This window comes from Streptomyces sp. NPDC006510 (genome assembly GCF_040611955.1).
Classification (GTDB): domain Bacteria; phylum Actinomycetota; class Actinomycetes; order Streptomycetales; family Streptomycetaceae; genus Streptomyces.
On sequence record NZ_JBEXPH010000010.1, the window covers coordinates 85,553 to 98,175 of the forward strand.

11 protein-coding genes are annotated in these 12,623 nt (G+C 71.0%); all 11 read left to right on the forward strand.

Annotated elements, in window-relative coordinates; genetic code table 11:
• Positions 1-340 precede the first annotated feature (340 nt).
• A complete protein-coding gene (locus ABZY11_RS05745; protein WP_356477893.1) occupies positions 341-487 on the forward strand; it encodes a hypothetical protein in 147 nt (48 codons plus the stop codon).
• Between the two features lie 317 nt (positions 488-804).
• Positions 805-1,620 (forward strand): M23 family metallopeptidase, encoded by an 816-nt coding sequence (locus tag ABZY11_RS05750; RefSeq protein WP_356477894.1) that lies wholly within the window; start codon positions 805-807, stop codon positions 1,618-1,620.
• Between the two features lie 67 nt (positions 1,621-1,687).
• A complete protein-coding gene (locus tag ABZY11_RS05755) occupies positions 1,688-2,650 on the forward strand; it encodes an aminoglycoside phosphotransferase family protein (RefSeq protein WP_356477895.1) in 963 nt (320 codons plus the stop codon).
• 82 nt (positions 2,651-2,732) lie between these two features.
• Complete coding sequence (locus ABZY11_RS05760) at positions 2,733-3,044, forward strand: hypothetical protein (RefSeq protein WP_356477896.1); 312 nt, start codon at positions 2,733-2,735, stop codon at positions 3,042-3,044.
• Between the two features lie 185 nt (positions 3,045-3,229).
• Positions 3,230-4,174, forward strand: coding sequence for an LLM class F420-dependent oxidoreductase (locus tag ABZY11_RS05765; RefSeq protein ID WP_356477897.1), 945 nt, complete (start codon positions 3,230-3,232; stop codon positions 4,172-4,174).
• Between the two features lie 10 nt (positions 4,175-4,184).
• Positions 4,185-4,982, forward strand: a complete 798-nt coding sequence (locus tag ABZY11_RS05770) for a glucose 1-dehydrogenase (RefSeq protein WP_356477898.1) — start codon at positions 4,185-4,187, stop codon at positions 4,980-4,982.
• Positions 4,983-5,090: 108 nt separating this feature from the next.
• The gene (locus tag ABZY11_RS05775) at positions 5,091-6,212 is read left to right on the forward strand and encodes an LLM class flavin-dependent oxidoreductase (protein WP_356477899.1); all 1,122 of its coding nucleotides are present in this window, start codon (positions 5,091-5,093) and stop codon (positions 6,210-6,212) included.
• Between the two features lie 123 nt (positions 6,213-6,335).
• The gene (locus tag ABZY11_RS05780) at positions 6,336-8,075 is read left to right on the forward strand and encodes a D-aminoacylase (protein ID WP_356477900.1); all 1,740 of its coding nucleotides are present in this window, start codon (positions 6,336-6,338) and stop codon (positions 8,073-8,075) included.
• Positions 8,072-9,535, forward strand: coding sequence for an aldehyde dehydrogenase family protein (locus tag ABZY11_RS05785; RefSeq protein ID WP_356477901.1), 1,464 nt, complete (start codon positions 8,072-8,074; stop codon positions 9,533-9,535). Before ABZY11_RS05780 ends, ABZY11_RS05785 begins: the two co-directional genes overlap by 4 nt.
• Positions 9,536-9,781: 246 nt before the next feature.
• Positions 9,782-11,347 (forward strand): APC family permease, encoded by a 1,566-nt coding sequence (locus tag ABZY11_RS05790; protein WP_356477902.1) that lies wholly within the window; start codon positions 9,782-9,784, stop codon positions 11,345-11,347.
• A 235-nt stretch (positions 11,348-11,582) separates the two neighbouring features.
• Positions 11,583-12,623: macrolide family glycosyltransferase (locus tag ABZY11_RS05795; protein ID WP_356477903.1), on the forward strand; the 1,041-nt coding region annotated here is incomplete at its 3' end.

Sequence of the window (12,623 nt, forward strand, 5' to 3'; positions counted from 1 at the left end):
GACCGGTCCGGCTGGTGCCGATGGTGTTGACGGCGCTACCGGTGCGACCGGTCCGACGGGTCCGGCTGGTGCCGATGGTGTTGACGGCGCTACCGGCGCTACCGGTGCGACCGGTGCGACCGGTGCGACCGGTCCGGCTGGTGCCGATGGTGTTGACGGCGCTACCGGTGCGACCGGTCCGACGGGCGCGACCGGTCCGACGGGTGCGACGGGTGCCACCGGGCCTGTCGGTCCGTCCCAGACCGCTACCAGCGCAGCCACGCTCATCCCCGCCGGGGGCAGCATCCAGGACATCACGGCTGTATGCCCTGCCGGCACCGTGCTGACCGGGGGAGGGGCCGTGAACCAACTGCAGAACGAGGAGATCCACTGGACCGCGAGCGCTCCGGACACCGTGACCAACAGCTGGCACGTCTCCGCGTACAACAGCGGTGCCACACCGCAGACCGTCCAGTCGTACGCGGTCTGTATCCCTGCCACTCCGTGATCTGACCGGTTCTGAGGGGGACTGTCCCGAACCCGCTCGGGGGTCGGGACAGTCCCCGGTCGCTGCCACAGCAGAGAAGGTCTTCTGCTGTGGCAGCTTCATGTCGTCCTCGTCGAGTTACGCAGCCCCGGCAACCGCCCGATGCGACCGTACGGGCGCGTGCCGGCCCGGTTTCCGCCGAGCGTTCGGGCACGGGTGATCGGGGGCCGTTGGGTCTACTGGAGCGGCTGAACTTCCGGCACCCTGGGGTCCGTTCGGCCCGAGGCCGTTCCCGTACCCGGTACCCCACTCGGACTCGACCCGGAGGATGACCGCGCATGCGCTCGATACGTTTCGCCCTGCTGGGGCTGGTGGCCCTGGTCGCGGGGCTGCTGACCGCGACCCCCGCCGCCGCGGCCCCGAACTTCAAGGCACCGTTCCCCTGCGGCCAGACCTGGACCTACAGCCACCACTCGGCGGAGGTCAGATCGGCCCTGGACTTCGTGCGGACCGACGGCGGCGCCACCGCGGGCACCCCGGTCCTCGCCTCGTCCGGCGGAACCGCCCACCGTTACTCCCAGCCCAGTGGAGCGGGCAACTACATCGTCGTCGACCACGGTGGCGGCTGGCAGACCTACTACTTCCACCTCTCCTCGTACTCGGTCGCCGACGGCGCCTCCGTGTCGCAGGGGCAGCAGATCGGCGTCACCGGCTCCACCGGCAACAGCAGCGGCGCTCACATCCACTACGAGCAGCTGTACAACGGCGTGGGCCAGACCATCTCGATCAACGGCCAGTCGCTCGCCCCGTACCCCGGCTCGTACTACAGCAAGTACCTGACCAGCGACAACGGCTGCGGTGGGGGTGGCCAGTACTGGGTCGACACCTTCGCCGACGCCACGGGCTACGCGGCGCCGAACACGAACGATGCGCAGGGCTTGCTGAAGGCCGGTACGAACTACGTCTACTGCAAGGTGTGGGGAGCCCAGGTCGGTTCGGGCTCCAGTTACAACCACTGGTGGCTCAAGACGGACCTGGACACGGTGTACGCGGGCAAGAACGGGCGGGGCGCGTACGTCTCGGCGTACTACCTGTCCCGCTGGGGCAACGACGAGGCCCGGGACAACAACGGGGCGGTCGTCCCGGACTGCTGACGGGCGAACGCATCGCGGTACGGGGGCGTGATCGCGCCCCCGTACCGGCCGTCGTTACGCTTCCCGTATGGGTGAGGCGGTGGACGGCGGTCCCGGCTGGGCGGCGACGCGGGCATGGGCCGAGCGGAACCTGGCGCCGGGGGAGCGGATCGAGGGCTCGGAGCGGCTGCGCAGCGGCTGGAGCTCGCGGATGCGGCGGCTGCACATCTCCGGTCCACGGGGCGGGCGTTCGCTGGTCCTGCGGTCCTTTGTCAAGCCCTTCTACGTGCGCCACGCGCCGGGGCTACTCACCCGGGAGGCGGACGTACTGCGGCTGCTGGGCGGCACGGACATCCCGGCGGCGCGGTGCGTGGCCGTCGACGCTTGGGGTGAACACTGCGACCACCCCTCGCTGTTGATGAGCCTGCTGCCCGGCGAGGTGCGGGTCGATGACGCCGGGGCGGCCGGTCGCATCGGGCTGCTGGCAGGGCAGTTGGCCGCCATCCACCGGGTTGAGGTCACCGACCGGACCCGTCCGCGTGACTACGAGGCGTGGACCGCGCCGGACCGGGTGCGGGTGCCCGCCGCCACCGGCCGACCGGGGCTGTGGCGACGGGCGGTGGACGTGATCCGCCGCGAACCGCCCGCGTACGAACCGCGGTTCCTGCACCGCGACTTCCATCCGGGCAATGTGCTCTTCGGTGGCGAGGGGGCGGACCTGCGGATCAGCGGGGTCGTCGACTGGGTGGAGACCTCCTGGGGCCCGGCCGATCTGGATGTCGCCCACTGTTCGACGGCGCTGGCGCTGCTGCACGGCGTTCCGGCCGGGACGGGCTTCGCCGGACAGTACGAGGCGGCGGGCGGGCGACTGGCCGGGAACGGGGCGGACCACCTCTACTGGCGGCTGCTGGACGCGCTTGCCCACGCCCCGGACGCGGAGAAGCTGGCGGTCCCGTGGCGGGAGCTGGGACGGACCGATCTGACGTCCGAGGTGCTTACGCGGCGCCTGGAAAACTATGTGGAGAGCCTGCTCGAACAGTTCGACCGGTAGACGTGCCGCCGGCCGTCGGTGGGACGGAGCGTTCCTGTCGTAGCGGGCCGGCTGAGCGCCGGGCGCCGACTCCTGGCTGGAGGTGGGCCGCACGCTCAATGTGCTGGCCCCCCTCAGCAAGGGGACGGCGGGCAGTGACCACGACGGCGGCGGAGGTGCGATCGACCAGAACGTGTCGGGTTCGCAGGGCGTGGGCGTCCAGGCCGCGCCGGACGAGAACGAGGACGAGAACGAGGACGAGAACGAGGACGAGAACGAGGACGACGAGGGCGAGGGCGAGGGCGGGGGCGCGGCGGCGCCCGGCACCGCGCCGGCCCCCGAGAGCGCGGCGACCGGCGGGGACGACGACGAGGGCGACGCCGACGGCGAGGCCGCCGCTCCCTCCCTGTCCTGACCTCCGCTCCGGCGCCGGCCGGCCGGAGGTGCCGTGCGAGGTTGCACGACAGATCCGGTACGCCCCTGGGTGTGTCCGCAAGGCTTCCTCCCCGCCCCTTGCCTGATGCGGCGTCAGGCGTGACGATGGCCCCCGCGCCCGTCAAGTGACGGTGCGTCAGATTGCCTCGGGGAGGAGGCCGTTCGGTGCCGATATCGACCACCGGGCCGCTGTCGTACGGGATGCAGCTGCCGATCCAGTCGCAGAGCACCATCTACGCCGAGGGGTGGGAGGCGGCGGCCGGTCCGGCCGACCTCGCCGCGATCGCCCGGACCGCCGACCGTACCGGCTTCAGCTATCTGGCGAGCTGCGACCATGTCGCGATCCCGCGGCGCCTCGCCGGGGTCATGGGCACCGTCTGGTACGACCCGGTCGCCACTCTCGCCCATCTCGCCGGGATCACCGAGCGGGTCCTGCTGATGAGCCATGTCGCCGTCGTCGGCCTGCGGCACCCGCTGGCCACCGCCAAGCAGTACGCCACCCTCGACCACCTCTGCGGCGGCCGGCTGATCCTCGGGGTCGGCGCCGGGCACGTACCGGAGGAGTTCGAGGCGCTCGGGGCGGACTTCGACGGGCGGGGCGGGGTGCTCGACGAGACCATCGACGCGCTGAAGGCGGCGCTCGGCCCGGAGGAGTACCCGGAGTTCACGGGGGAGCGGTTCTCCTTCGGCGGCCTCGGGCAGCTGCCGCGTCCGGCCCAGGAGCGGGTGCCGGTCTGGGTGGGCGGCTCCTCGCCGGCCGCGGTGCGGCGGGCGGCCGTGCGGGGGGACGGCTGGCTGCCGCAGGGCGATCCGCGGGAGCAGCTGCCCGCGCAGATCGCCCGGCTGAAGGAGCTGCGGGAGGCGGCCGGGGTCGAGGCGCCCATCGTCGTCGGTGCGATCACCGAGCCGCTGTACGTCGGTGAGCCGGAGTGGTCCGTCGGGCGGCGCACCCTCACCGGGAAGCCGGAGGCGATCGCCGAGTCGCTGCGCGCGTACCCGGCCATGGGCGTCCACCAGATCCAGGTGCGGTTCCGCAGCCGGAGCCGCAGCGAACTGACCGACCAGATGGCGGCGTTCGCCGCCGAGGTCGCACCTCATCTCGACAGGTAGGAGTCAGGCCATGGGCAAGCTGGACGGGCGGGTCGTACTCATCAGCGGTGCGGCGCGCGGGCAGGGCGAGCAGGAGGCGCGGCTCTTCGCCGCGGAGGGCGCGCGGGTGGTGATCGCCGATGTGCTCGACGAACAGGGCGAGGCGCTGGCCGAGGAGCTGCGGGGCGAGCTGGGGAAGGACGCCGCCAGGTTCGTCCACCTGGACGTGAGCCGGGAGCAGGACTGGCAGGGCGCGGTCGCCGCCGCGAAGGACGCCTTCGGGCGGATCGACGGGCTGGTCAACAACGCGGGGATCCTCCGGTTCAACGAGCTGGTGAGCACGCCGCTGGAGGAGTTCCAGCAGGTGGTGCAGGTCAATCAGGTGGGCGCGTTCCTCGGGATCAAGACCGTCGCGCCCGAGATCGGGGCCGCGGGCGGCGGGACCATCGTCAACACCGCCTCGTACACGGGGCTCACGGGCATGGCGTTCGTGGGTGCCTACGCCGCCACCAAGCACGCGGTCCTCGGTCTGACCCGGGTGGCGGCGCTGGAGCTGGCCGCGCAGGGGATACGGGTCAACGCCGTCTGCCCCGGGGCCGTGGACACCGCGATGACCAATCCGGCGGCGCTGGACCCGGCCGCGGATCCGGAGGAGTCGAAGGAGGCGGTGGCCGAGCTGTACCGCAAGCTGGTGCCGCTGGGGCGGATCGGGCAGCCGGAGGAGGTGGCGGCGCTGGCTCTCTTCCTGACCTCGGAGGACTCCTCGTACATCACCGGGCAGCCGTTCGTCATCGACGGGGGATGGCTGGCGGGCGTCAGCCTGTTCTGAGTTTGTCTGACGATGCGTCAGGTATTGACGGGTGGGGGTGCCGGTGGAACAGTCGGACGCATCAAGATCTGACGGTGTGTCAGAAACGATTGAGGACGGTGAACCCCCTTGGAATTCGGGCTCTTTGTACAGGGGTACGTGCCCGCCGCGCGGGCCAAGGCCGACCCCGGGGCAGAGCACAAGGCGCTGATCGAGGAGACCGAGTACGTCATCCAGGCGGACAAGTCCGGCTTCAAGTACGCCTGGGCCTCCGAGCACCACTTCCTGGAGGAGTACTCGCATCTCTCGGCCAACGATGTGTACCTGGGGTATCTCGCCCACGCCACCGACCGCATCCATCTCGGATCCGGCATCTTCAACCCGCTCGCCCCGGTCAACCACCCGGTGAAGGTGGCCGAGAAGGTCGCCATGCTCGACCATCTGTCGGAGGGACGCTTCGAGTTCGGCTCGGGACGCGGGGCCGGCAGCCACGAGATCCTGGGGTTCATGCCGGGCATCACCGACATGAACCACACCAAGGAACTCTGGGAAGAGACCATCGCCGAGTTCCCCAAGATGTGGCTCCAGGACGAGTACGTCGGCTTCCAGGGCAAGCACTGGTCGCTGCCGCCGCGCAAGATCCTGCCCAAGCCGTACGGGAAGTCTCACCCGGCGATGTGGTACGCGGCCGGGTCGCCGTCCTCGTACGCGATGGCGGGCAGGAAGGGGCTCGGCGTGCTGGGCTTCAGCGTGCAGAAGGTCTCCGACATGGAGTGGGTCGTCGAGTCCTACAAGACGGCCGTCAAGGAGGCCGAACCGGTCGGGGACTTCGTCAACGACAACGTCATGGTCACCTCCACGGCGATCTGCGCCGAGACGCACGCCAAGGCCGTCGAGATCGCCGTGGGCGGCGGGCTGAACTACCTGCAGTCGCTGCTCTTCCGCTACCACGACACCTTCCCCCGGCCGGAGGGCATACCGGAGTGGCCCGAGCTGCTCCCGGAGTACTCCGAGGAGATCATCGAGCTGCTGATCGCCGAGGAGCTGATGATCTGCGGTGACCCGGACGAGGTGCTGCGGCAGTGCAAGCGGTGGGAGCAGGCGGGGGCGGACCAGCTGAGCTTCGGGCTGCCGATCGGGGTGAGCCGTGAGGACACCCTGAACTCGATCAGGCTGATCGGGGAGCACGTGATCCCGGAGATCGACACGGACCCGGTGCACCGGACCTCACGGTTCCGGGACGCGGCGTAGGGGAGCGAGCCCCGTCGAAGGCTGCGGCGTCTTCCCGGACCGCCGCTCCGTGCAGCCGGGGTGCGTACCGCGGCCGTGCGCACCCCGGCTGCACATCCACCCACCACAGAAGGGAACCCCGTCATGCTCGACCACCTCATCCGCGGAGCGACCGTCGTGGACGGCACCGGCGGGCCCTCGTACCCCGCCGACATCGGCATCCGCGACGGCCGCATCGCCGTCGTCGCCGAACCGGGCACTCTCACCGAGGAGGCCGTCACCACCGAGGACGCCACCGGTCTCGTCCTCGCGCCCGGGTTCGTCGACCCGCACACCCACTACGACGCCCAGCTCTTCTGGGACCCGTACGCCACCCCGTCCATGAACCACGGCGTCACCACCGTCGCCGGAGGCAACTGCGGGTTCACCCTCGCCCCGCTGCACCCCGAGCGCCCCGAGGACGCCGACTACACCCGCCGGATGATGTCGCGGGTGGAGGGCATGGCCCTCAAGGCGCTGGAGGAGGGCGTCGACTGGACCTGGTCCAGCTTCCGCGAATACCTCGACGCCCTCGAAGGGCGGATCGCCGTCAACGCCGGGTTCATGGTCGGGCACTGCGCCCTGCGCAGGCACGTCATGGGCGCCGACGCGGTCGGCGGACAGCCCACCCCCGAGCAGCTCGACGCCATGCTCGCGCTGTTCCACGACGCGATGGACGCCGGGGCCTGGGGGCTGTCCACCACCCAGTCCGCCACCCACTCCGACGGCGACGGGCAGCCCGTCGCCTCCCGGCACGCACTGCCCGAGGAGCTCCTCGCGCTCTCCCGGGCCGTCGGCGAACACGAGGGCACCCAGCTCGAAGCGATCGTGGCCGGCTGCCTCGACCAGTTCTCCGACCAGGAGATCGAGCTGCTCGTCGACATGACCGCCACCGCCGGACGCCCGCTGAACTGGAACGTCCTCACCATCGACGCCGCCGTCCCCGAACGCGTACCGCGTCAGCTGGTGCCCAGCGAACGGGCCCGCCGGGCCGGTGGCCGGATCGTCGCGCTGACCATGCCGATCCTCACCCCGATGAACATGTCGCTCGGCACCTTCTGCGCCCTCAACCTCATACCCGGCTGGGGCGACATCCTCGCCCTCCCCGTCCCCGAGCGCATCGAGCGGCTCCGCGACACCGCCACCCGCGCCGAGATGCTCCGCCGCGCCGACAGCAAGGAGGCCGGTGTCTTCCGCCGCCTCGCCGACTTCGGCCGGTACGTCATCGGCGACACCTACAGCGCGGCCAACGAGGGGCTGAGCGGCCGCGTCGTACGCGACATCGCCGCCGAACGCGGACAGGACCCCTTCCACTGCCTCGTCGAGATCTGCGCCGCCGACGAGCTGCGTACGGTGCTGTGGCCCATGCCCACCGACAACGACCCCGCCTCCTGGGCGCTGCGCCGCGAGACCTGGGAGCACGAGGACGTCATGCTCGGCGGCTCCGACGCGGGCGCGCACCTGGACCGGATGTGCGGTGCCCCGTACACCACCCGGTTCCTCGGCGACTGTCTGCGCGGACGCCGGCTCGTCCCCCTGGAGCGGGCGGTGAAGATGCTCACCGACGACCCCGCCCGGCTCTTCGGGCTCCGCGACCGGGGCCGGATCGAGGAGGGCTTCCACGCCGACCTCGTCCTCTTCGACCCGGAACGCATCGACGCCGGGCCCGCCACCCTCGTCCACGATCTGCCCGGCGACAGCCCCCGGCTCGACTCCAGGGCCATCGGCATCGTGTCGGTCCGGGTCAACGGGGTGGAGACCCTGCGCGACGACAAGGTGACCGGCGCGGTCCCCGGCACGGTGCTCCGCTCCGGGCGCGACACCCGGACGGTGAGCACCGTATGAGCGACGGGGAGCGGCGCCTGTTCATCGGCGGGCGGTGGACCGAACCCGACCACGGCCACTACGAGGTGATCGACCCGGCGACCGAGGAGGTCGTCGGCCTCGCCCCGGAGGCGAGCCGCGAGCAGGTGCACGCGGCGGCGGCCGCGGCCCGGGAGGCCTTCGCCACCTGGTCCCGCACCCGCCCCGAGGAGCGGGCCGAGATCCTGGACCGGGCCGCCGGTCTGATGCTGCGCGACCTCGACGGCAACACCGCACTCGCCCGCGCGGAGAGCGGCGCCACCACAGCGACGGCCCGGGGCATGCAGGTCGCCGTGGGCGCCGCCCGCTTCCGCCGGTATGCCAGGGGCGCCCTGGAACCGGTCGAGGAGGCCGTCGCGCCGCAGATCAACGAGGCCGGGCCGATGGGGCGGGCGGGGGTCTTCGGGGCGCTCGCGGTCCGCCAGCCGGTCGGCGTCGTCACCTGCATCACCTCGTACAACAACCCCTGGGCCAACCCGGCGGGCAAGGTGGCGCCCGCACTGGCCATGGGCAACACGGTCGTCGTGAAGCCCGCCCCGCAGGACCCGCTCTCCGTCTTCCGGATGGCCGAGGCGCTCGAAGCGGCGGGCGTCCCGCCGGGCGTCGTCAATGTCGTCACCGGTTCGGGCCCCGAGGCGGGCGAGGCCGCCGTCGGCTCGCCGGACGTCGACATGGTCAGCTTCACCGGCTCCACCGCGGTCGGACAGCGCATCGCCGAGGTGTGCGGGCGGGACATGAAGCGGCAGCTGATGGAGCTGGGCGGCAAGGGCGCCGCGGTCGTCCTCGACGACGCGGACCTCGACTCGGCGGCAGCGGGCATCGGCAGCACGTTCTCCTTCTACAGCGGCCAGATCTGCACGGCCCCGACCCGGGTCCTCGTCCAGCGCGGTGTCCATGACGCCCTGCTCGGGAAGCTCGCCGGGTACGCGGGCCGTCTGAAGGTGGGCGACCCGGCGGCCAGGGGCACGGTCGTCGGCCCGGTGATCTCCGCCGCCCACCGCGACCGCGTCGAGTCGTACGTCGAGCTGGGCCGGAAGGAGGGGGCGAGGGTCGTCACCGGCGGCGAACGCCCGGCCGGGCTCGACCGGGGCTTCTACGTCGCCCCGACCCTCCTCGCCGACTGCACCAACGACATGCGCGTCGTCCGTGAGGAGATCTTCGGCCCCGTCGTCGTGGTCGTCCCCTTCGACGACGAGGAGGAGGGCATCGCGCTCGCCAACGACAGCGACTACGGGCTGATCGACTACGTCTGGTCCTCGGACGTGGCCCGCGCCTTCCGGGTGGCCCGGCGGCTGCGCGCCGGCGGGGTCGGGGTGAACACCATCGGGCGGAACATGGAGGCCCCGTTCGGCGGGTTCAAGAAGAGCGGTGTCGGGCGCGACGTCGGCTCGTACGCCCTGCACGCGTACAGCGAACTCCAGTCGATCGTCTGGCCCGGCTGAACCGGCCGCCCCCGTGGGTGTCCGCTCAGCGGACACCCACGGGAAATTTTGAATGGCAACAAAACGGACAGTGCTGCGGTTCCCGTACGGTGCTGCGATCGAGTCCGGGCCTCATATCGGAAGGCGTCTGACGCAAACGACCTTCAATTAATCGCCGTGTTTCCGTATTGTTGCCTGGAATTCAAGGGCGAGGTGGCGGAGTCTCAGCCTCCGGATGTGGAAATCGTAGCGTTTATCGTCCTTTTCATGACTCAGGTGGACGTGCGGCCGCAGGCCGGAGACACCGGACGGGGCGCCGCCCCGGCCGACAGCGGGGTACGCGGCAAGGGCCTCGGCGGGAACTCCGTCGGCCTGATGGGCAGCGCCGTCATCGGCATCTCCACCGTCGCCCCCGTCTACTGCCTCACCTCCACCCTCGGCTCCACCGCGGGAGAGGTCGGCGTGCAGATGCCCGCCGTCTTCCTGGCCGGCTTCCTGCCGATGCTGCTCGTCGCCTTCGCGTACCGCGAGCTCAACAAGGCCATGCCGGACTGCGGCACCTCGTTCACCTGGACCGTCAAGGCGTTCGGCCCGCGCATCGGCTGGATGTGCGGCTGGGGCCTGGTCATCGCGACGATCATCGTCCTGTCGAACCTGGCGGGCGTCGCCACCTCGTACTTCTGGCTCCTGGCGGGCGAGATCACCGGCAGCGACTCGATCGCCGCCCTGGACGACAACAAACCCGTCCACATCCTCACCTGCCTGGCCCTGATCGCGGTCGCCACGGCGATCAGCTACCGGGGGATGACGGCCACCAAGGGCGTCCAGTACGCACTGGTGGGGCTGCAACTCGTCGTCCTCGCGCTGTTCGTGGCGATGGCCGTGCAGAAGGCGAACAGCGGGGAGTTCGCCTCGTCGCTGGACTTCTCCTGGTCCTGGCTGAACCCGTTCGCCGTGCAGTCCTTCGCCGCGTTCACCGCGGGCCTGTCGCTGTCGATCTTCATGTTCTGGGGCTGGGACGCCTGTCTGACCGCCAACGAGGAGACCACCGGCAGCGAGAGGACCCCCGGACGGGCCGCGCTCATCGCGATGGTCGTGCTCGTCGGCTCCTACCTGGCGACCGGTGTCGCCGCCCAGATGGCCGTCGGCTCCGGCACCTCCGGACTCGGCCTGGCCAACCCCGACACCTCCGACAACGTCTTCGCCGCACTCGCCGGCCCGGTCATGGGCCCCGGCCTCGGCATCCTGCTCTTCGTCGCCGTGCTCGCCTCGGCCGCCGCGAGCCTGCAGACCACCTTCATCCCGGTGGCCCGCACGGTGCTCGCGATGTCCACGTACGAGGCCCTGCCCGCCTCGTACGCCCGTGTCCACCCGCGCTTCAGGACCCCGGGGCGGGCCACGATCACCGCGGGCGTCGCGACCGGCGTCTTCTACACAGTCATGACCCTGGTCAGCGAGCACGTCCTGGTCGACACGATCTACGCGCTCGGCCTCATGATCTGCTTCTACTACGCGCTGACGGCGTTCGCCTGCGCCTGGTTCTTCCGCGCCGACCTGACCCGCTCCTTCCGCGACCTGCTCTTCAAGGGCCTGTTCCCGGTGGTCGGCGGCATCCTGCTCACCGCGGTCTTCGGCAAGACCCTCTACGACATGTGGGACCCGGCGTACGGCTCCGGCTCGTCGGTCTTCGGGGTCGGCTCGGTGTTCGTCATCGGCGTCGGGCTGCTGCTGCTCGGTGTGGTGCTGATGCTGGTGATGCAGCGCCGCAGCCCGGCGTTCTTCCGCGGCGAGGTGCTGACCAAGGAGACCCCGGCGCTGGTCGTGGAGGACTGAGCCGCGGAGGGCCGGGCGGTCCGGCAGGCGGGCCGCCGAAATTCCCGTGCGGGTGCGTACGGGACGGGTTACGGTTCCGGCATGTATTTCATGTATCAGATCTACGGCTGACACACGGGCGGGGCACGTACCCCGTCCCGCCGAGTCCGAGTGCGCCCACGGTGGTTCCATCCCGTGGCCGGCGCACCGGATCGCTGTGTCCCATTCGCCGTAGATCTGAAACGAGTGATCCTCCATGTCACGTCGCCGCGCCCATGTCGCGATGATCGGCATCCCCGCCGTCAGCCACGTCCTGCCCAGCCTTGAGATCATCCGGGAGCTGGTGGCCCGGGGCCACCGGGTGACCTACGCCAACGACCCGGCGGTGGCCGGCCTGATCGAGGCCACCGGCGCCGAGTTCGTCCCCTTCGAGTCGGTGCTGCCGGTCGCCGACAACAACTGGCCCGACGACCCCATCGCTGCGATGGGCGTCTTCCTCGACGACGCGATCCAGGCCCTTCCGCGGTTGCGGGCCGTCTACGACGACGACCCCGCGGACCTCTACCTGTACGACATCGGCGCCTACCCCGGGCGCGCCCTCGCCGAGGCGCAGGGCCGTCCCCTGATGCAGCTGTCCCCGACATTCGTGGCCTGGGAGGGCTACGAGCAGGACGTCGCGGCGCAGCTGTGGCAGCTGCCGGGCGCCGACGAGTACCGGGCGAGGTTCGCCCGGTGGCTCGCCGACTGCGGGGCGACCACCACCGATATGGACGCCTTCTGCGGCCGGCCCGCGCACTCCCTGGCGATGATCCCGAGGGCGATGCAGCCGCACGCGGACCGGGTCGACACCGACACGGTCACCTTCGTCGGCCCCTGCTTCGGCGCGCGGGCGGACGAGGGAGCCTGGACGCGTCCCGCCGGTGAGGAGAAGGTGCTCCTGGTCTCCCTGGGCTCGGCGTTCACGAGGCAGCCGGAGTTCTACCGCCAGTGCCTGGCCGCCTACGGCAACCTGCCCGGCTGGCACGTCGTGCTCCAGATCGGGAAGTACACGGACCCGGCAGAGCTGGGCGACATCCCGCCCAATGTCGAGGTGCACTCCTGGGTGCCCCAGTTGACGATCCTGGAACAGGCCGACGCCTTCGTCACCCATGCGGGAATGGGCGGCAGCAGCGAAGGGCTGTTCACCGGTGTGCCGATGATCGCGGTGCCTCAGGCCGCCGAACAGTTCATCAACGCCGACCGGCTCGTCGAGCTGGGCGTGGCCCGCCGCATCGACACCGAGGAGGCCACCGCCGAG